This is a genomic window from Saccharothrix mutabilis subsp. mutabilis (assembly GCF_039521145.1).
GTDB classification, from domain to species: domain Bacteria; phylum Actinomycetota; class Actinomycetes; order Mycobacteriales; family Pseudonocardiaceae; genus Actinosynnema; species Actinosynnema mutabilis.
Map to the genome: position 1 here is coordinate 310,786 of NZ_BAAABU010000006.1, position 18,760 is coordinate 329,545.

General features: G+C 71.9%; 19 protein-coding genes. 5 read left to right on the forward strand and 14 right to left on the reverse strand.

The window, feature by feature from the left end; translation table 11 throughout:
- Position 1: 1 nt before the first annotated feature.
- Complete coding sequence (locus tag ABD126_RS17500; protein ID WP_343934917.1) at positions 2-235, forward strand: hypothetical protein; 234 nt, start codon at positions 2-4, stop codon at positions 233-235.
- A 47-nt stretch (positions 236-282) separates the two neighbouring features.
- Here the strand turns inward: ABD126_RS17500 and ABD126_RS17505 are convergent, their stop codons facing one another.
- Entirely contained in the window at positions 283-681 is a 399-nt protein-coding gene (locus ABD126_RS17505) for a RidA family protein (RefSeq protein ID WP_343934918.1), read from the reverse strand.
- Positions 682-930: 249 nt separating this feature from the next.
- Here ABD126_RS17505 and ABD126_RS17510 point away from each other — a divergent pair, with 249 nt between their 5' ends.
- Entirely contained in the window at positions 931-1,446 is a 516-nt protein-coding gene (locus ABD126_RS17510) for a lytic polysaccharide monooxygenase auxiliary activity family 9 protein (RefSeq protein ID WP_343934919.1), read from the forward strand.
- A 54-nt stretch (positions 1,447-1,500) separates the two neighbouring features.
- Here the strand turns inward: ABD126_RS17510 and ABD126_RS17515 are convergent, their stop codons facing one another.
- The 3 genes from ABD126_RS17515 to ABD126_RS17525 all read right to left on the reverse strand — a co-directional run bounded on the left by ABD126_RS17515 (position 1,501) and on the right by ABD126_RS17525 (position 3,369).
- Complete coding sequence (locus ABD126_RS17515) at positions 1,501-2,229, reverse strand: SDR family NAD(P)-dependent oxidoreductase (RefSeq protein ID WP_343934920.1); 729 nt, start codon at positions 2,227-2,229, stop codon at positions 1,501-1,503.
- A 320-nt stretch (positions 2,230-2,549) separates the two neighbouring features.
- Positions 2,550-3,164, reverse strand: coding sequence for a UdgX family uracil-DNA binding protein (locus ABD126_RS17520; protein ID WP_343934921.1), 615 nt, complete (start codon positions 3,162-3,164; stop codon positions 2,550-2,552).
- Between the two features lie 22 nt (positions 3,165-3,186).
- The gene (locus ABD126_RS17525) at positions 3,187-3,369 is read right to left on the reverse strand and encodes a CsbD family protein (RefSeq protein WP_343934922.1); all 183 of its coding nucleotides are present in this window, start codon (positions 3,367-3,369) and stop codon (positions 3,187-3,189) included.
- A 71-nt stretch (positions 3,370-3,440) separates the two neighbouring features.
- Here ABD126_RS17525 and ABD126_RS17530 point away from each other — a divergent pair, with 71 nt between their 5' ends.
- The gene (locus tag ABD126_RS17530; RefSeq protein WP_343934923.1) at positions 3,441-3,797 is read left to right on the forward strand and encodes a VOC family protein; all 357 of its coding nucleotides are present in this window, start codon (positions 3,441-3,443) and stop codon (positions 3,795-3,797) included.
- A gap of 1,202 nt (positions 3,798-4,999) precedes the next feature.
- Complete coding sequence (locus tag ABD126_RS17535) at positions 5,000-5,515, forward strand: ANTAR domain-containing protein (protein WP_343934924.1); 516 nt, start codon at positions 5,000-5,002, stop codon at positions 5,513-5,515.
- On the opposite strand, the gene treZ is transcribed toward ABD126_RS17535, so the two are convergent.
- From treZ to ABD126_RS17565, 6 genes are all read right to left on the reverse strand, one after another.
- Positions 5,500-7,194 carry a malto-oligosyltrehalose trehalohydrolase gene (treZ, locus tag ABD126_RS17540; RefSeq protein WP_343934925.1) on the reverse strand — a complete coding sequence of 565 codons (1,695 nt, stop codon included), beginning with the start codon at positions 7,192-7,194 and terminating at the stop codon, positions 5,500-5,502. The genes ABD126_RS17535 and treZ overlap by 16 nt on opposite strands.
- Positions 7,191-9,356: a malto-oligosyltrehalose synthase gene (gene treY, locus ABD126_RS17545; protein WP_343934926.1), complete on the reverse strand. Its 2,166-nt coding sequence runs from the start codon at positions 9,354-9,356 to the stop codon at positions 7,191-7,193. The genes treZ and treY overlap by 4 nt, the downstream gene beginning before the upstream one ends.
- Positions 9,353-11,476 carry a glycogen debranching protein GlgX gene (gene glgX, locus ABD126_RS17550; protein ID WP_343934927.1) on the reverse strand — a complete coding sequence of 708 codons (2,124 nt, stop codon included), beginning with the start codon at positions 11,474-11,476 and terminating at the stop codon, positions 9,353-9,355. The genes treY and glgX overlap by 4 nt, the downstream gene beginning before the upstream one ends.
- Positions 11,477-11,520: 44 nt before the next feature.
- Positions 11,521-11,859, reverse strand: coding sequence for a hypothetical protein (locus ABD126_RS17555; protein WP_343934928.1), 339 nt, complete (start codon positions 11,857-11,859; stop codon positions 11,521-11,523).
- 88 nt (positions 11,860-11,947) lie between these two features.
- Positions 11,948-13,915, reverse strand: a complete 1,968-nt coding sequence (locus ABD126_RS17560) for a 4-alpha-glucanotransferase (RefSeq protein ID WP_343934929.1) — start codon at positions 13,913-13,915, stop codon at positions 11,948-11,950.
- 75 nt (positions 13,916-13,990) lie between these two features.
- Positions 13,991-14,908, reverse strand: coding sequence for a LacI family DNA-binding transcriptional regulator (locus ABD126_RS17565; RefSeq protein WP_343934968.1), 918 nt, complete (start codon positions 14,906-14,908; stop codon positions 13,991-13,993).
- A gap of 112 nt (positions 14,909-15,020) precedes the next feature.
- Here ABD126_RS17565 and ABD126_RS17570 point away from each other — a divergent pair, with 112 nt between their 5' ends.
- The gene (locus ABD126_RS17570; RefSeq protein ID WP_343934930.1) at positions 15,021-15,479 is read left to right on the forward strand and encodes a peroxiredoxin; all 459 of its coding nucleotides are present in this window, start codon (positions 15,021-15,023) and stop codon (positions 15,477-15,479) included.
- Positions 15,480-15,497: 18 nt separating this feature from the next.
- Here ABD126_RS17570 and ABD126_RS17575 read toward each other — a convergent pair whose 3' ends face one another.
- The 4 genes from ABD126_RS17575 to ABD126_RS17590 form a co-directional block, all read right to left on the reverse strand.
- Entirely contained in the window at positions 15,498-15,830 is a 333-nt protein-coding gene (locus tag ABD126_RS17575; protein ID WP_343934931.1) for a ribonuclease E inhibitor RraB, read from the reverse strand.
- Between the two features lie 31 nt (positions 15,831-15,861).
- Positions 15,862-16,437, reverse strand: coding sequence for a TetR/AcrR family transcriptional regulator (locus ABD126_RS17580; protein WP_343934932.1), 576 nt, complete (start codon positions 16,435-16,437; stop codon positions 15,862-15,864).
- Between the two features lies 1 nt (position 16,438).
- Positions 16,439-17,386, reverse strand: a complete 948-nt coding sequence (locus ABD126_RS17585) for an LLM class F420-dependent oxidoreductase (RefSeq protein ID WP_343934933.1) — start codon at positions 17,384-17,386, stop codon at positions 16,439-16,441.
- Between the two features lie 68 nt (positions 17,387-17,454).
- The gene (locus ABD126_RS17590; RefSeq protein WP_343934934.1) at positions 17,455-18,291 is read right to left on the reverse strand and encodes a M23 family metallopeptidase; all 837 of its coding nucleotides are present in this window, start codon (positions 18,289-18,291) and stop codon (positions 17,455-17,457) included.
- Positions 18,292-18,760 lie beyond the last annotated feature (469 nt).

Genomic DNA, 18,760 nt, shown 5'->3' on the forward strand with positions numbered 1-18,760 from the left:
GGTGGCAACGCGCGTGAAGGAGTTGCAGCCGATGCTCGTCCGATGGCTCGTCCGCGCCGCTCTCATGGTGGCTGTGGCGGTCCTGATCGCCATCGCGGTGCGGTTCGTGGTCGACGGTGACGCTTTCCTGGTCACCCTGATCGTGGAGTTGCTCGTGGTGCCGACGATGTTCGAGCACTGGTTGCGGCGGGACCGCCGGGAGCGAACGGGCGGTTCCCGGACTCCGGAGCCTTAGAGGTTGGTCCGGTGCCCCGTCGTCCTCGCGGCGGGGCACCGGCCTTTTCAGGCGACCGCGGCGACCGCCTCGACCTCGATCAACAGGTCCGGCCGGAACAGTCCGGCCACCTGGACCAGCGAACTGGTCGGTGGGCGCTCGACGTCGATGAACTCGTCCCGCACCGCCCGGACGGTCGCCAGCGCCGAGGTGTCCACGACGTAGAAGGTCAGCTTGAAGACGTCCCGCCAGGTCGCGCCGGCGGCGGCGAGGGCGGCGCCGACGTTGTGCATCACCTGGCGGGTCTGGGCTTCCCAGTCGCCGGCGGGGGCGACCGTGCCGTCCGCGGCGATGGGCACCTGACCCGAGGTCCAGACCAGCCGGCGGCCCGCGCCGACGGAGGCCACGTGGCTGTACCCGTTGGGCTGGGGCAACGTCGGCGGCGTGGAGAACTCGATCTCGCTCATGGTGGCCACCCTATGCGCCCTCCGAGACGACCCGATCCGGATGTAGACGTGTGCGTTGGTGCTGCCCCATCCGGATCTCCGCCCCGAAACCGCGAAGCCCGGACCGACGGACGGTTGTCACGGGGCAATCACAGAGAGTATGGTCTAGACCTGCCGCCGCGTTGGGTGAACGTCAGCCCGAAGCGGCGAAGGCTGCTCCCGGGTAGGCGTGCCCAACGACGTCTCCGCCCCACCCGAAAGGAGCTGACCATGGCACTTCGCCGCAGGATCGCCGCTTTGGCGGCCGGCGTCCTCGCCGCGCCGCTGGTCGTCGTCGCCCTGCCGACGGCACAGGCGTTCGCCCACGGCTACGTGTCGTCACCGCCCAGCCGGCAGGCCCAGTGCGCCCGGGGTCTCGTGCAGTGCGGTGACATCAAGTACGAACCGCAGAGCGTCGAAGGTCCCAAGGGCCTGCGCAGCTGCCACGGCGGCGTGGCGCGGTTCGCCGAGCTCAACAACGACAGCAAGGGTTGGAAGGTCACCAGCGTCGGGCAGACCGTCACGTTCAACTGGGTCTTCACCGCCCGGCACCGCACCGCCAGCTACGAGTACTACGTCGGCAGCCGCCGCGTGGGCTACTTCGACGGGGGCAACGTGCAACCGCCCTCGACCGTCTCGCACACCGTGAACCTGGGTGCGACCGGCCGCCAGAAGGTGCTGGCGATCTGGAACATCGGCGACACCGCCAACGCGTTCTACGCCTGCATCGACGTCAACGTCGGCTGAGAGCGGGCCAAGTGGGGCCGTGCCGAACCTGTGGGCACGGCCCCACCCCCGCTCCTAGATGGTGAAACCGCCGTCCACGTGCCACTGCGCGCCGGTCACGTACCGGGCCTCTTCCGAAGCCAGGTAGGCCACCGCCGAGGCCACCTCGTCGGGCGTGCCGTAGCGGCCCAACGCCGTGAACCCGTTGATCGCCTCGGCCATCGGGCCCTCCGCCGGGTTCGCGTCGGTGTCGGTGGGTCCGGGGTGCACCAGGTTGACCGTGATCCCGCGCGGCCCGAGTTCCCGGCCCAGCGCCTTGGTCAGGCCGACCAGCGCCGACTTGCTCGCCGAGTACAGCGAGAAGCCGGGGAACACCGCGCGCACGGCGACGTTGCTGCCGATGCTGATGATCCGCCCGCCGTCGCCCATGTGCGGCAGCGCCGCCCGGACCGCCACGAACGGGGCCCGCACGTTCACCGCGAACGTCCGGTCGAACGCCTCGACGTCCAGTTCCTCCACCGGTCCCACGATGAACTCGCCCACGTTGTTCACCAGGACGTCCAACCGACCCAGCGTCCCCGCCGCCTCGTCCACGGCGGCGGCCACCGCCGCGGCGTCCCCGCTGTCCGCCCGGACCGCCACCACGCGGCGACCCGTCTCCTTGATCCGCTCCACCACGTCGCCCGCGTCGTTCCGGTAGGTCAGCGCGACGTCCGCGCCCTCCCGCGCGAGCCGGAGCGCCACCGCCGCCCCGATGCCGCGGCTACCACCAGTGACCAGAGCGACCTTGCCTTCCATGTTCATGACAACGATCTTGGCGACCGCCGCGGCGGAAGTCCGGCGGCAAACGGACACCGCGTTCGCGGATCAAGAAATCCGTTGCGAGGCCTCCCGGGGACGACATAAGTTCGCCGTACACGAGGAAGGAGGTGGTCCGAAGTTGTGTAGCTGTAGGACTCGTCGTGAGGTGACCGTCCGCTAGGACCTACCCGTCTTCAGGGGTGGGCCTGGCGAAAACCAGGCGGCCACCCGGCCCCCTGACTCCGAGCCCAGTCCAGCTCGGCCCGCACGCGGGAAGCGGTCAGGGGGCCGCTCCACCTCCACGGCTGGTCACGCACGGTGATCTAGAGGTGGTCGCGGACCGTGCGCAGGTCGGCCACGAACGCCGCGTACGCCTCGTCCCGGTCGGGCGCCCGCAGGACCGCCGAGGGGTGCACCGTGCTGATGACGCGGAAGTCCGCGGCCTGCTCGACCCGGCCCCGCCGCTCGGTGACCTTGTAGTCGGTGCCCATGATCGCCTTGGCGGCCGTCGCGCCCAGGCACACGACCAGGTCCGGCCGCACCTCCGCCAGCTCGGCGTGCAACCACGGCAGGCAGGCCACGACCTCGCCCCGCGCGGGCGACTTGTGGATGCGCCGCTTCCCCCGCTCGGCCGGGACGAACTTGAAGTGCTTCACCGCGTTGGTCACGTAGACGCCCTCGCGCAGCAGGTCCGCCTCGGCGAGCGCCCGGTCCAGCAGCTTCCCGGCGGGCCCGACGAACGGCTCCCCCGCGCGGTCCTCCTGGTCGCCGGGCTGCTCACCGACCAGCACCAGCCGCGCGTCGGGCGGCCCGGCGCCGAACACCGTCTGGGTGGCGGGCCGGTAGAGGTCGCACCCCTCGCACCCGCGCGCGGCAGCGCGCAGCGCCGCCAGGTCCGCGCCTTCCGGCACGAACGGGGCGGCACTGCGCGCGGCCATCACGGCGACAGCGGACGGAGCGTCAGCGGTCGTTGGGCCGGAAGGCGTCCTTGACCTTCTCGCCGGCTTCCTTGAGCGCGCCCTTGGCCCGCTCGGCCTTGCCCTCCGCCTGCCACTGCTCGTTGTCGGTGGCGTCGCCGAGGGCCTCCTTGGCCCGACCCTTCATCTCCTCGGCCTTGTTGTTGAGCTTGTCGTCGGCACCCATGACGGTCCCTTTCGATCGACATCAGGTCCACCCCACGCATACCCGGGGCGGCGACCGGGAAAACCGACACCATGACGAGCCGCATCCTCGCCGTGGCCATCGACACCCCACCCGACCACGCGGACCTGCGCGCCTTCTGGTGCGCGGCGCTGGGCTACCGGGAGACCAGGACGTGGACCGACGCCAAGGGCCTGGAGTACACGGAACTGACCGGTGACGGGCCGATGCTGCTGCTCCAGCCGGTGACCGAGCCCAAGAAGGGGAAGAACCGGCTGCACCTGGACGTGGTGGCCGACCGGGACCGCGATGCCGAGGTGGCGAGGTTGGTCGGCTTCGGCGCCACCGTCGTCGCCGATGACCCCGAGTTGCCTTGGGTCGTTCTCGCCGACCCCGCCGGCAACGAGTTTTGTGTTCTTCCTCCTCGCTAGTTGCTTTCTTCCACTCGCTTCCCGCTGGGTTCGGACGACGCTCTCGCTCTCTCGGGCATGACGCGCTGGCGCGCTCTCAAGATCAAAAGCGCCTCGCCGGCGGGCAGGCCCCCGGGGGTGGAAGGGCGTCGGTCCGTCCCCCGCACGGCCTGCCGGAGGCAACCACCCTTCGTCCTTCTCCGCAACCGGTGAAGCGTGGTTGCGGAGAAGGACGAAGCGCGGTTGGGCTGCGCCCAGGCCGTACGGGGAACGAACCGAGGCCCTTCCTGTGGCTGATAGCCCAATGGGCGCGCCTGCGGCGCGGAAAGCGGACCCGCACCGGGCCGAGTTGGACCGACCGGGCCGGACCGGGCCGGGGTGGGCCGGACCGGGCCGGGGTGGGCCGGGCCAACTGGCCGAAACTCCCCGCGCCACAGCCCCGCGACACCACAGCCCCCGCCGCTCGCCCTCCCCCACTCGCCCTCCCGCACTCGCCCGCCCGGCTCGCCCGCCCCACTCGCCCGCCCCCACTCGCCCGCCCGGCTCGCCCGCGCCCACCGCTCGCCAGCGCCCCGCCGCCCACCGCTCGCCAGCCCCGCCCCCGCCGCCCACCGCTCGCCAGCTCGCTGGCCCCGCTCACCCCACCCCCCACCACACTGCTTATCCGCGCGAAGCGCGGCTCGCTCGGGCTGCCAAGCCAAGGAAGGGCCTCGGTTCGTTCCCCGTACGGCCTGGGCGCAGCCCAACCGCGCTTCACCCTTCTTGGCAACCACGCTTCACCGGTTGCCAAGAAGGGTGAAGGGTGGTTGCCTCCGGCAGGCCGTGCGGGGAACGAACCGACGCCCTTCCACCCCCGGGGGCCTGCCCGCCGGCGAGGCGCTTTTGATCTTGAGAGCGCGTCAGCGCGCAACGCCCGAGAGCGCGAAGCGCGTCATGCCCGAGAGAGCGAAGCGCGTCCTGCTAGAGAGAGCGGAGAGCATCAGAGACCAGCGGAGCGTTGAAAAACCGCAGGTCAAAGTGAAGGAGGACCCTCCGGTTTTCGCGTAAGCCCGGCCTCTACTACGGTGATCGTCTACGCGGTTGAAAAGCCAGCCGCAAGCCAACCGGCGCCCGGCACCCCCGAGGCGCCTGGTCAGCGTTACAGCTGTGGGCTTGCGGGGCTGGCACCGCATGTCCGTCGCACGCGCTGACCACGAGTTTCGACGTGCGAGAGGAGCCCGACCGTGGTCGGGGACGACGGACTGGACAACACGCTCGCCGCGCGGATCGCCAGCCTGGAAGCGGAAGTGGCGGGACTGCGCCGAGCCGTGCAGACCCGCACCGTGATCGGACAGGCCACGGGCCTGATCGCGGCCGTCCAGGGGTGCACGCCCCAGGAGGGCTTCCGACTGCTGGTCAGCATGTCGCAACACCACAACGTCAAGTTGCACACCATCGCCGTGCAGTTGATCGACCTGGCCGCCGAACTGGGCGCGCGTCGGGCGGTCCGGGCGGTGCACCGGACCGCGTTGCCGAACGGGCAGCCCGAGCACTCCGAGTGGCCCGGGGTGGAGGAGGTGGTGCAGGCCGCGCGGAGCCTCGTCGCGGCCTACGACGCCGCGAACGACGCGGTGGCGCCGTTGCCGGAGGTGCGAAGACACCTGGCCGACCAGGTCAGCCTGGCCGGCCGGCTGCTCGCGGAGAAACTGGCCGAGGTCGGCTGGCTCCCGGAACACCGCACGCGTCAACCGGACAACTGAACCACCGCGAACGACTCGGCGGGCAGGTGCGCGACCTGCCCGACGACCTTCGCCTCGGCCGAGGCGAGCAGCACCTCGCCCGGTGCGGGCAGCTCGACCTCCGCGGCGCCGCCGAGGTTGCCCACCACGCGCAACGACCCCCGGTGCAGGACCAGCGCGTCGCCGACGACGTCGACCCGGAAGCGGTCCAACCGGGGGTCCGCCAGCTCCGGCCGGGACCGGCGCAGCGCGATCAGCGACCGGTACAGCTCCAACACCCGCCGGTGCTGGTCAACCCCGAGTTCCTCCCACCGCAGGGTGGACCGCTCGACGGTGGCCGGGTCCATCGGGTCGGGCACCTCCGACTCGCCCCACCCGTGCCGCGCGAACTCCCGCCGCCGGCCCGTCCGCACCGCCTCGGCCAGCTCCGGGTCGGGGAAGGACGCGAAGAACTGCCACGGCGTGCCCGCCGCCCACTCCTCCCCCATGAACAGCATCGGCGTGAACGGCGAGCAGAACACCAGCGCCGCGCCCACCGCGAGCCGCCCCGGCGACACCGACGCGGACAGCCGGTCCCCGACCGCCCGGTTGCCGATCTGGTCGTGGTTCTGCAGGTAGGCCAGGAACCGGTAGCCGGGCAGCCGCTTGTCCACCGGCCGCCCGTGGTGGCGGTGCCGGAACGACGACCACGTGCCCGCGTGCAGGAAGACGCCCTCCAGGGTCTGCGCCAAGCGGCCCTCGAAGTCCGGGTAGTACCCGAACGTCTCGCCGCTCAACGCCACGTGCAGCGCGTGGTGCAGGTCGTCGGCCCACTGGGCGTCCAGCCCGTACCCGCCCGCCTCGCGCGCCGTCACCAGCCGCGCGTCGTTGAGGTCCGACTCGGCGATCAACGTCAACGGCCGGCCCAGCCCGGCCGACAGCGCGTCCACCTCGGACGCCAGCTGCTCCAGCACGTGCACGGCGCTGCGGTCCACCAACGCGTGCACGGCGTCCAGCCGCAACCCGTCCACGTGGTAGTCGCGCAACCAGCTCACCGCGTTGTCCACGACGTACCGGCGCACCTCGTCGGAGTCGGGCCCGTCGAGGTTCAACCCCGGACCCCAGTCGTTGCGGCCCGCGAAGTACGGCCCGAACCGGTCGAGGTACGCGCCCGACGGCCCCAGGTGGTTGTAGACCACGTCCAGCAGCACGGCCAACCCGCGCCCGTGGCAGGCGTCCACGAACCGCTTGAACCCGTCCGGCCCGCCGTACGGCTCGTGCACCGCGCCCCACAGGACGCCGTCGTAGCCCCACCCGGCCGTGCCGTCGAACGCGTTCACCGGCATCACCTCGACGTGCGTGACGCCCAGGTCCACCAGGTGGTCGAGCTTCTCCAGCGCCGAGTCGAACGTGCCGCCCGGGGTGAACGTGCCGATGTGCAGCTCGTAGATCACCGCGCCCTGCAACGGCCGGCCGGTCCACGCCGAGTCCGTCCACTCGAAGGCCGAGTGGTCGTAGACGCGGGACGCCTCGTGCACCCCGTTGGGCTGCCACCGCGACCGGGGGTCGGGCAGCGCCTCGCCGTCGAGCACGAACGCGTAGTCCGTGCCCTCGACGTCCGAGAACCACCACCCCCCGTCCCCGGCGGTCATCTCGTGGTCCTGCCCGTCCACCCGCACCTGAACACGATCACGAGCAGGCGCCCACACCGAGAACGTCACGAATCTCCTCGCACCAGCAGTGCCACGGGGTAGTGGTCCAGCATCTCGCCCAGGGGCCCGCGCACGGGCCGGGACGTCAGCACGTCGGTCCAGTCGCCGGGCGGCAGCGGCAGCACGGTGTCGCGCCACCCGCCGCCCGCGGCCAGTCCCACCGGCAACCGCGTCGCCACCGCGACCAGCCCGGTCCGTTCGAACGCCACGACGTGCTTCGCCGCGGGCCCGGAGGCCCGCAACGGCCGGTAGCCGCGGAACAGCTCCGGCCGCTCCCGCCGCAGGGTCAACGCCCGGTGCACCACCAGCAGCTTGGCCGCGCCCGAGTCGTCCACCGCGGGCAGCCACCCGTCCCGGATGCGCGCGAGCAACCGCCGCCGCACCTCGTAGTCCACCGGCCGCCGGTTGTCGGGATCGACCAGGGACAGGTCCCACAGCTCCGAGCCCTGGTAGACGTCCGGCACACCCGGCGCGACCAGCTGCACCAGCTTCTGGCCCAGCGCGTTGGACCAGCCCGGCGCGACGACCCGCTCGGCGAACGCCGCCACGTCCCCGCCCAGCGGGCTGTCCAGCACCCGCGCCGGCCAGGCCGCGACCGCCGCCTCGAACTCCTCGTCGTGGTCGATCCACGTGGTGCGGACCTTGGACTCCTTGGCCGCCTTGTCCAGGTAGGCGGCCATCCGGTCGGCGGTGATCGGCCACGCGCCCACCAGCGACTGCCAGGCCAGCATGTTCAGCGCGGGTTCGTCGATGCCGCACTCGGCGGTCCACCGGCGCACCGCGTCGGCGAACTCGTCGGGGATCTCGGCCAGCACCGCGAGCCGCGCCCGCACGTCCTCCGACCGCTTGGTGTCGTGCGTGGACAGCGCGGTCATCGCCGCCGGCGACCCGGCCTCGCGCGCCGCCGCCCGCCGGTGGAACTCCTCGACCGGCACGCCGAACCGGTCCGGCGCGCCGCCGACCTCGTTGAGCGCCACGAACCGGCTGTACCGGTAGAACGCGGTGTCCTCGGTGCCCTTGGCGACGACCATGCCGGAGGTCTGCTGGATGCGCGTCGCCAGCTCGCCGTGCGGGTCGGCCCGGACCTGCTCGTCCAACGCCCGCACCGCGGGGCAGGTGCACGCGGCCACCGCCGCGTCCCACGCGTCGCGCCCCTCCGGCAGGTAGGACCGGTAGACCGGGAAGGCGACCATCAGCTGGGCCACGGCCTCCTCGGCCAGCGCCCGGTCCGGGTGGTCCACCAGCGCGGCGATCCGCTTGACCTCGGCGCGCAGGATGCCGCGCGCCACCAGGTCCCGGCACTCGTGCTCGACGGCCGCGAAGTCCGTCGCCACGCCCGACTCGGCCGCCAGCGCGGTGAGCGCGGCTTCGCCCGCCGGGTCCACGAACAGCCCGCACACCTCGCGCAGCGCGTCGTAGCCGGTGGTGCCCTCGACGGGCCAGGACGCGGGCAGCGCCTCGTCCACGCCCAGGATCTTCTCCACGACCACCCAGCACCCGGCGCGCTGCTTGAGCAGCCGCATGTACGCGCCGGGGTCGGCCAGCCCGTCGGGGTGGTCCACGCGCAGGCCGGTGACCTCGCCCGCCGCGACCCAGCGCAGCACCTCGCCGTGCGTGGCCTCGAAGACCTCCGGGTCCTCCACCCGCACGGCCGCCAGCGTGGTGATGTCGAAGAACCGCCGGTAGTTCAGCGCGGCGTTGCCGCGCCGCCAGAACACCAGCCGGTAGTGCTCGTGCTCCTCTTCCTCCTCGGGCGAGCCCGCGAAGGGCAGCAGCAGCTTGCCGGAGGACCAGTCCACGTCGAAGTACTTCGCGTACCTCGACTCCCGCCCGCGGGCGAGCAGGTCGGACCACCACGGGTTCTCCGGTCCGGTGGCCATGTGGTTGGGCACGATGTCCACCACCAGCCCGAGCCCGGCGCGCCGCAGCGCCTTGCCCAGCGCCTGCCGGCCGGCCTCGCCGCCGAACTCCTCGCGCGCCCTGGTCGGGTCCACCACGTCGTAGCCGTGCGTCGAGCCCGGCACGGCCTCCAGCAGCGGCGACGCGTAGAGCGCGCCCACGCCGAGCGCGTCGAGGTAGTCCACGACGGCCTCGGCGTCGGCGAAGGTGAAGTCGGGGGTGAACTGGATGCGGTAGGTCGAGGCGGGCGCTCCCCGGTCCGGGGCGGTCATTCGACGCCCGTCCGCTGGAGCACCAGCAGGGACCGCGCGGGCACGGTCACCGTGCCGCCCGCGGGCACCGGCTCGCCGGTGTCCGGTTCGCGCACCACCCCGGCGAAGGTGTCCACCACGACCGTCCACTGCGGACCGTAACTGTCATCCGGAAGAGTGATTTCGATGTCTCCGTGGTGGGCGTTGAACACGAGCAGGAACGAGTCGTCGAGCACGCGCATGCCGCGCGGGTCCAGGTCCGGGATGCCCTCGCCGTTGAGGAAGACGACGACGCAGCGGCCGAAGTCGTCCTCCCAGTTCTGCTCGGTCATCTCTTCGCCCGAAGGTGTGAACCACGCGATGTCGCGCAGCTCGTCGCCCTTGCGGATGGGCTTGCCCTGGAAGAACCGCCGCCGGCGCAGCACCGGGTGGGCCCGGCGGAACGCGGTGAGCGCGGAGGTGAAGTCGACCAGGTCCTTGTTCTTCTCGACCAGCGTCCAGTCGACCCAGGACAGCTCGTTGTCCTGGCAGTAGGCGTTGTTGTTGCCCTGCTGGGTGCGGCCCAGCTCGTCGCCGTGCAGGATCATCGGGACGCCCTGCGACAGCAGCAGCGTGGCGAGCAGGTTGCGCCGCTGCCGGGCGCGCAGGTCGAGCACCTCGGGGTCGTCGGTGGGCCCCTCGACGCCGCAGTTCCACGACCGGTTGTCGTCCGCGCCGTCGCGGCCGTCCTCGCCGTTGGCGTCGTTGTGCTTGCGGTTGTAGGACACCAGGTCGGTGAGGGTGAACCCGTCGTGCGCGGTGACGAAGTTGACCGACGCGTACGGGCGGCGGCCGTCGTCCTGGTACAGGTCCGACGAGCCGGTGACGCGCGAGGCGAACTCGCCCAGCGTCGCCGGTTCGCCGCGCCAGAAGTCGCGGACGGTGTCGCGGTACTTGCCGTTCCACTCCGTCCACAACGGCGGGAAGTTGCCGACCTGGTAGCCGCCGGGTCCGACGTCCCACGGCTCGGCGATCAGCTTGACCTGGCTGACCACCGGGTCCTGCTGCACCAGGTCGAAGAACGTGGACAGCCGGTCCACGTCGTAGAACTCGCGGGCCAGGGTGGCGGCGAGGTCGAACCGGAACCCGTCCACGCGCATCTCGGTCACCCAGTAGCGCAAGCTGTCCATGATCAGCTGGAGGGTGTGCGGGCTGCGGACGTTGAGCGAGTTGCCGGTGCCGGTGTAGTCCATGTAGTACTTCGGCTCGTCGTCCACCAGCCGGTAGTAGGCCTGGTTGTCGATGCCGCGCATGGAGATCGTCGGACCGAGGTGGTTGCCCTCGGCGGTGTGGTTGTAGACCACGTCGAGGATGACCTCGATGCCCGCCTCGTGCAGGGCGCGGACCATGCCCTTGAACTCCTGCACCTGGCCGGCCTGGTCGGGTAGCGCCGCGTAACCGGCGTGCGGCGCGAAGAACCCGATCGTGTTGTAACCCCAGTAGTTGCGCAGTCCCTTCTCGGACAGCCCGTGGTCGGTGATGAACTGGTGCACCGGCATCAGTTCGACCGCGGTCACGCCGAGCGACTTCAGGTGCTCGATCACCGCCGGGTGCGCGAGGCCCGCGTAGGTGCCGCGCAGCCGTTCGGGCACCTCGGGGTGCAGCATGGTCAGGCCGCGCACGTGGGTCTCGTAGATGACCGACTCGTTGTACGGCGTCTTGGGCGGCCGGTCGTTGGCCCAGTCGAAGAACGGGTTGACCACGACCGACAGCGGGACGTGCCCGGCGGAGTCGAGGTCGTTGCGCTCGTCGGGCTCGCCGAACGGGTAGCCGAACAGCGACTCGTGCCAGTCGACGCCGCCGGTGATGGCCTTGGCGTAGGGGTCGATGAGCAGCTTGTTCGGGTTGCACCGCAGCCCCTGCTCCGGGTCGTACGGGCCGTGCACGCGGAAGCCGTAGCGCTGGCCGGGGCCGACGCCGAGCAGGTAGCCGTGGTGGACGAAGCCGTCCACCTCCGGCAGCCGCACGCGCTCCTCGGTGCCGTCGTCGTCGAACAGGCACAGCTCGACGTACTCCGCCACCTCGGAGAACAGGGTGAAGTTGGTGCCGACGCCGTCGTAGGCCGCGCCGAGCGGGTAGGGCGTTCCGGGCCAGGGTCGCACAGGTGCTCCTCCGGGACGAACGGGTCAACCCCTACCGTTCTAGATCATGCCCTGCCGGAGTGCGACCGGACGAGCTGACCGCGGGCCGCGACCAGCAGGAGTCTCGCCTCCTGCAACTCCGCGTACCGCAGGTGCTCGCAGGCGGCCTCGGCGCAGGCCACGGCCCTGCCGTAGGCGTCGTCGGCGCTGGCGCCGTCGACCGTCCGAAGGGCTTCGCGGAGGGATTTCTCGGCGGCGTGGGCGCCGGCCAGCGGGTCGGTGAGGTGCGAGGGGCGGACGGCCGCCAGGACGCGCTCGACGGCGAGTTCGAGGACGTCGGCGGGGGCCGGGGAGATCATCTGTTCGGGCACCAGCCCGGTGCGGGACACCAGCTCGGTGTTCACGGGTGAATGCCACCTCCAACCGTTGCGCGGGTGACGGCTTGACGATACCCCGCGGTCGCGGGAACCGCGGTGACGAGAGTGTTTCCGGTCATCGGCGCAGCGCCTCCGCGACCCGGAGGACACGCGCGTCGGTGAACAGGCCGGCGACCCGGACCGGCAGCGGGATGCGCCAGTTCGGGTACTGGTCGACGGTGCCCGGGAGGTTCGGCTGGCGGACCTCGCCGAGTGCGTCCTGGGGCGATGTGAGCAGCAGCAGGGACGGTGCCTTCGCTAGTAGGGCGTGGAGCGCGGTAACCAGGTCATCGGCAGGGACACCCTCCCGCTTGAGCAGTTCTTCGAGTTCGGCGCGCTCGGCGGCGGCAGCCCGGTATTCCCGCTCGACGTCACCTTCAAACTGCCCCAGTTCGGCTCGCACCCGAACGTGTTCGGCGCGCAGGAAACCGGCGGCCGTGGGGAGGTCGTGGGTGGAGACGCTCGCCATCGCGGTCGGGGTCCAGGTGCGCGGCGGCTTGAGCGGGTGGCCGGGCTGCTTGTAGTCGCGCTGGAACCACAGGACGGCGGAGCTGAGCATGCCGTGCGCGTGCAACTGCTCGGTGACCTTGGGCTCGACCGTGCCGAGGTCCTCCCCCACGACGACGGCGCCCGCCCGGTGCGCTTCGAGCGTGAGGACGGCCAGCATCGCCTCGGCGTCGTAGCGCACGTAGGTGCCGCGCTTGGGCGGTTCGCCGGGCGGGATCCACCAGAGCCGCCACAGGCCGGCGACGTGGTCGATGCGGATGCCGTCGCCGTGCCTGAGCACGCTGCGCAGGACCGCGCGGAACGGCTCGTAGCCCTGCTCGGCGAGCCGGTCGGGCCGCCACGGCGGGAGGTTCCAGTCCTGGCCCAACTGGCTGAACGCGTCCGGCGGCGCGCCGACGCGGACGTCGGGGGCGAAGGCGTCGCGGACGGCCCACGTGTCCGCGCCGCCGGGGTGCACGCCGACGGGGAGGTCGTGGACGATGCCGACGGCCATGTCGCCGGCGGCTTCGCGGGCGGTGGTGAGCTGGGCTTCGCAGAGGTGCTGGAGCCAGGCGTGGAAGGCGACCCGGTCGAGGTCGGCCCGCGCGGTGGCGGGGTCGCGGTCCTGCTCGGGCCAGGTGCGCCAGTCGGGGCCGTGCTTCTCGGCCAACGCGCAGAACCGGGCGAAGTCGCGCAGCTCGCGGCCTCCGGCCCCCGTCTCCATTGTCCCATCCGGGTACGACATTTCCCCTGAGCCGCCCCCGGGGCTCATTGTCCCATCCCGGTGCGACATCCCGCCTGAGCCGCCCCTGGGGCTCAGTGTCCCATCCAGGGGCGACAGGCTCTCCCACAGCAGCTCCAGGGCGGCCTTCTTCGCCGTCCACACCGCGTCGTAGTCGATCAGGTCGGTGTCGTTGTCCGGGCGCAGGGCGTCGACGCGGCGTCGGGTCTCCTCGTCGGCCCGTCGGTAGGCGTCGGTGTCGGCGATCCGCAGGTAGAGCGGGTTGGCGTAGCGGCGGCTCGACGGCGAGTACGGCGACCGTTCCACCGGGACGGTCGGGCTGACCGCCTGCACCGGGTTGACCAGCAGCACGCCCGCGCCGAGTTCGGCGGCGCTGCGGCGGGCGATGGTGGCCAGGTCGGCGAAGTCGCCCATGCCCCACGACTCGTCCGAGCGCATGGCGTAGAGCTGGAGCATCCAGCCCCACGTCTTCGGCGCCGGCGGCAGGGCGCGCGGCGCGACGATCACCGTGCGGTCACCCAGTCGGTGGTAACCCGACGGGGGTACGGCGGGCAGGTCGAGCGTGCCGCCGTCCTCCAGGGTGAGGGTGCCCGGCTCGTCCAGGCGGTCGCCTTCGCGCAGCACGACCGTCTTCGGCGCGGGTCTGGGCGCGTCGAGGGCGGCTCGGACCGCTTCCGGGGTCGAGGCGTCGACACCCAGTTGGGCGAGCACCGCCACCACGACGTCGGGATCGACGTCCGCCCGCTTCTGCTCCGCGTCCTCGTACCAAGTCGCCACGCCGTGCGCGTCGGCCAGTGCCGCAAGCTGGTCGTCCACGTGGGACAGCTTCGTCGCACCCGGTGCGCGCCGGCCAGGCGGGGTGGGGCTGGTCACCCGATGGTCGCAGGCGGTTCACCTCGGGGCGGTCGATTCCCGGACCACCAGGTGCACCGACGGCGGCTTCGCGTCGTCGGCCTCGCCGCGCAGCGCGGCCAGCAGCTGCCCGACGGCGTGCTCGCCGCGTTCCCGCCACGCGCCCTCGACGGCGGTGATGCCGACGGCGCTGACCAGGTCCGGCCCGTCCAGGCTGACGATCGACACGTCGCCGGGCACGTCCCGCCCGTCGCGGCGCAGCCGCAGGAACACGCCCAGCGCCACCTGCCCGCTCCCGCACACCACGGCGGTGGGCAGCCGGTCGCCGTCCAGCAGCACGTCCACCACCTGCTCACCGCCCGCGACCGTCGAGGACGACCACAACGTCCACTCCGGACGCACGCTGAGCCCTTCGGCCACCAGCAGCTCGTCGTAGGACTCGTCCACGTCCTCGGGCAGCACCAGCGCGACGTCCCGGTGGCCCAGCTCCAGCACGTGCCCGGCGGCCAGGCGCAGCGCCTCCCGCAGATCGTCGTCACGCACCGCGACCAGCGGCAGGTCCAGTGCCCCGATCGCGTCTGATTCTTCGTCGGTCAGTGTGACCGACAGCGCCAGCACGCCGTCCACCCGACGCCCGAGCGGCGGCAGTTCCTCGAAGAACCGCGCCCGCGCCTCGGCGTCGCGCAGCACGTAGAGCAGGACGTCGTACCCGGCCGCGCGCAGCGCGCCCTCGGCCCCGGCCAGCAGGTCCCCGCGCCCGACGTCGGCGGTGAGCACGGCGACCGCGTACCTGCGCCCGCCGGCGAGGCTGGAGGCGTCGCGCGCGATGGCGTACCGCATCCGCTTGGCCACCTCGGTGACGTAGCGGCGGGTCGCCTCGGACACCCCGGGCTCGCCCCGCAACGCCCGCGACACGGTCGCCGCGGACACCCCGGCGGCCCGCGCCACGTCGGACATGCTGGTCAACTCACACCTCCCGGCCTGGCTACGAGCCTAGCGAGAACCGTACGGTGGACCGCGGGCGAACACCCTGAGGAACGTGATCGACACCCCGCGGGAAGGACCGAGCATGCGACCAGGCGACACCGCGCCCGACTTCACCCTGCCGGACCAGGACGGCACCCCGACGAGCCTGGGCGACCTGCTCTCGTCCGGCCCGGTGGTCCTGTTCTTCTACCCGGCCGCGATGACGGCGGGCTGCACGGCGGAGAGCTGCCACTTCCGCGACCTGGCGGCGGAATTCGCGGAGGTGGGCGCCCAACGCGTGGGCATCAGCCGCGACCCGGTGGCGAAGCAGAAGGAATTCGCGACCCGGCACACGTTCGACTACCCGCTCCTGTCGGACGAGGACGGGACGGTGGCCGAACACTTCGGCGTGAAACGCCGGTTCGGCCCGCTCCCGCTCAAGCGCCACACTTTCGTCATCGACACCGACCGCACGGTCCTGGACGTCATCAAGTCCGAATTCGCCATGGCCGCCCACGCGGACAAAGCCCTGGCCACCCTGCGGGCGCACGTCAAGGACTGAATCTCCCGGGCTGGAAGCTCACCGCACCCAGGTGAGCTTCCAGCCGTCATAACGCCCGCCCGCATCCGAGGCGATCCGCTGCATCTCCGACTCGGCGGCGCCGACGTCGGCCGCCGTCAGCCGGTACTCGGTGAACGCGGCGACGTGCCAGAACCCGTCGCCCGTCACCTCTTCGTCCACCACGACGTCGTCGAGCCCGAGGTCGCTCAACCCGCGCACGATCGCCTCCGGGTGCCGCCCCGGCGACGAGAAGAACTGCGTCACCGCGACCGGCGCCGAAAGGTCCAGCCCGGCCCCTTCGGCCAGGGCGCGTTGCCGCGACAAATGTTCCGGCCCGCGCTTCACGCTCATCCGGCACCCCTGTTCGAGAAATCCGGCAGCATCAAGGACGCAGGCCCGCCAACACGAATTCGGCGATTTCGGTGGCCAGTCGCTCCGGCGACTTCGGACCGTCCGGCCGGTACCAGGTGGGCAATTGGTTCACCACACCCAACGCGATCAACACCGCCGTGTCGGCGGGCACGCGGGAACTGAAACTGCCGTCCGCCTGTGCTTTCTCGACCACCGCGCGGAAAGTCTCGTGGTAACGGCGGCGTTCGGCCCGGAAAGCCGCCATCCGCTCGGCGTCGAGCCGGTGCATCTCGCGCACGAACACGGCGGTCTCGTCCACGCTCTCCGCCGTGGTCTCCACCAGGCTCACGATGATCCGCCGCACGGTCGTCGCCGCGTCCTCGCCCGCCGCGACGATCCGGTCCAGGTCGGCCATCTGCCGGCCGATCAGCGACCGGTAGATCTCGAACAGCAGGTCGTCCTTGGAGCCGAAGTAGTGGTAGAGCGCGCCCTTGGTCACCGAGGCCGCCGCGACCACCTCCTGCACGGTGGTCGCGTCGAACCCCTTCGCGGCGAACAGGCGGACCGCCGCGTCGACGATCCGCTCGGGCGTCGTCCTCCGGGCCACGTCAGGCTCCCGGCGCCAAGGCCCGCACCAGGTCGAGCTGGTCGGCGCCCGTGGGCAGCACGGCGATGACCGGCGTGTCCACGCCGTTGGCCGCGTACTCGGCGACCCGCGCCCGGCAGTGGTCGACGCTGCCGTGCACGACCAGGTCGTCCACCACCTCGTCGGGGATCACCTCGGCGGCCTTGCGGCGGTCGCCCGCCTGCCACGCCTCGTGCATGGGCCGCAGCAGCTCGCCGCGCCCGAGCCAGTCGTGGAACGCGGCGTACGCGGGAACGGTGAGGTAGGTGCTGATGAGCATCCGGCCCAGACCGCGCGCGGCTTCGGCGTTCTCGGTCGGGCAGACGAAGACGCGGGCCGCGAGTTCGCCGTCGCCCAGCTCGGCGCGGACCTTCGGCACGTCGGCGGCGCCGAGCCAGTTGGTGATGGCGCCGTCGGCCTCGCGGCCGGCGAGGCGGAGCATGTTCGGGCGCAGGGCGGCGAGCATGATCGGCACGCGCTGCTCCGGCACGCGTTCCAGCCGGAACCCGCGCACGGCGAACGTGTCGTACTGCTCGGTGACCTTCTCGCCCGCGAGCGCCGCCTTGAGGAAGCGCAGCGTGTCCCGCGTCCGCTTGAACGGCTCGGTGAACTCGACCGCGTTCCAGCGCTGGACGATCGCCGGCGACGACGACCCGATGCCGAGCACGAACCGGTTGCCCGACACCTCGGCCAGGGTCGCCGCCGTCATGGCGAGCGTCGCGGGGCCCCGCGTGTAGACGGGGGCGATCGCGGTGCCCAGGCGCAGGTCCGACCACTGCGCGGCCAGGGCCAGCGGGGTGAACGCGTCGGTGCCCGCCGTCTCGGCCGACCAGATGTCGGTGTAGCCGAGGTCGCCGAGCTCGGCCACGAGCTCGCGGTGGTCGAGCACGGGAACGCCGACCAACGGCAGCGTGATTCCCCAACGGCTCACGGTTCGCCTCCGTCCACTTCGGGTGACGGGGCCCACCGTACCTCAGGTACCGACCAGTCGGTATGTGGTCAGAGGGAGATGCCGCGCTCGCTCAGCCAGCCGACCGGGTCGATCTTCTGCGAGCCGTTCAGCCACACCTCGAAGTGCAGGTGCGGGCCGGTGGACTGACCGCGGTTGCCCATGGTGGCGATCTGCTGGCCGGCGGCGACCTGCTGGCCCTGGCTGACCAGGATCTCGTTGACGTGGCCGTAGATGGTGACCGTGCCGTCGCCGTGCTGGACCCGGACCCACAGCCCGAAGCCGCTGGCCGGACCGGCCTCGATGACCACGCCGTCCATCGCGGACAGGATCGGGGTGCCGATGGAGTTGGCGATGTCCACGCCGTAGTGCGTGGTGCCCCACCGCGCGCCGAAGCCGGAGGTGAACGAGCCCTCGGCGGGCTTGGCCACCTTGGGCCGGCGGGCGGCCTCCTCGGCGGCCTTCTGGGCGGCCTGTTCGGCGGCGACGCGCGCCGCCTCGGCCGCGGCGGCCTCCTGCTGGCGCTTGAGCTCCGCCTGGCGGGCCGTGTAGCCGTTGGAGGCGTGCTGGATGGCCTGGCCGACGTGCTGCCGGGCGATCAGGCCCTCGGAGCGCATGAGCTTCGCGGCCTCCAGGCCGGGCTCGATCTCGTGCCGGGTCAGGATCGTGGTGTGCGCCGCCTCGGGAGCGCCGGACACCGCGATCGCCGCGGCCAGGTCGGTGCTGGCGGCCAACGGCGTGATCTCGGTGCCGCCGCTGGAAGCGCCCACACTGGCCAGGGCGCCGAGCGCCACGACGGCCGCGACCTTGCCGGAAACCGGCTTCTTCTCATCCTCCGCGCGGTGCGCACCACGCTTGCCGGTGGCGCTCGGGCGCGTGCTGAACACGCTGCGACCACGGGCCTTGGTATGCCGTGCCAAAGGTATGCCTTCCTTGCATCGGGGAGCCCGGTCGGGACGCCTGGCGGGGGATCCAGGAGGCGGCGCTTTCGGGGAGCGACGCCGTGTCCCTTTGGTGACCGAACCGTGACATGCGGCGGGGAACGTAACCCGTGGTGATGAGCGAAGGCAACCCATCGGGCCGCGACTAGCGCGATTTGGTGAGATAACCCACTGATCGTCACTGTGCGTGATGTAGTACGCGCGCGTTCCGCAATGCGTCGTTATAAATGCCTGGTCAGCGGGGTGGTGCCGGAGTAACCGGGTCGGGGTTTGGGTGCGGTGCGGGTGAGGGTGGGTGGCGGGGGTCGGAGTGGTGTCAGGGTGGGGGTTTGGGCTGGTCGGGTGCGGTACCAGTGGTGGGTTCTGGGGTGGGTGGGGACTGGATCGAGCAAGTTGGGTTTGGTCGGGGCGGTAG

Excerpts from the sequence above, each read along its gene's own strand:
- ABD126_RS17505 (WP_343934918.1), bottom strand. The coding sequence starts at position 681 with ATGAGCGAGATCGAGTTCTCCACGCCGCCGACGTTGCCCCAGCCCAAC.
- ABD126_RS17510 (WP_343934919.1), top strand. The coding sequence starts at position 931 with ATGGCACTTCGCCGCAGGATCGCCGCTTTGGCGGCCGGCGTCCTCGCC.
- ABD126_RS17515 (WP_343934920.1), bottom strand. The coding sequence starts at position 2,229 with ATGAACATGGAAGGCAAGGTCGCTCTGGTCACTGGTGGTAGCCGCGGC.
- ABD126_RS17520 (WP_343934921.1), bottom strand. The coding sequence starts at position 3,164 with ATGGCCGCGCGCAGTGCCGCCCCGTTCGTGCCGGAAGGCGCGGACCTG.
- ABD126_RS17525 (WP_343934922.1), bottom strand. The coding sequence starts at position 3,369 with ATGGGTGCCGACGACAAGCTCAACAACAAGGCCGAGGAGATGAAGGGT.
- ABD126_RS17530 (WP_343934923.1), top strand. The coding sequence starts at position 3,441 with ATGACGAGCCGCATCCTCGCCGTGGCCATCGACACCCCACCCGACCAC.
- treY (WP_343934926.1), bottom strand. The coding sequence starts at position 9,356 with ATGACCGCCCCGGACCGGGGAGCGCCCGCCTCGACCTACCGCATCCAG.
- ABD126_RS17565 (WP_343934968.1), bottom strand. The coding sequence starts at position 14,908 with ATGTCCGACGTGGCGCGGGCCGCCGGGGTGTCCGCGGCGACCGTGTCG.
- ABD126_RS17570 (WP_343934930.1), top strand. The coding sequence starts at position 15,021 with ATGCGACCAGGCGACACCGCGCCCGACTTCACCCTGCCGGACCAGGAC.
- ABD126_RS17575 (WP_343934931.1), bottom strand. The coding sequence starts at position 15,830 with ATGAGCGTGAAGCGCGGGCCGGAACATTTGTCGCGGCAACGCGCCCTG.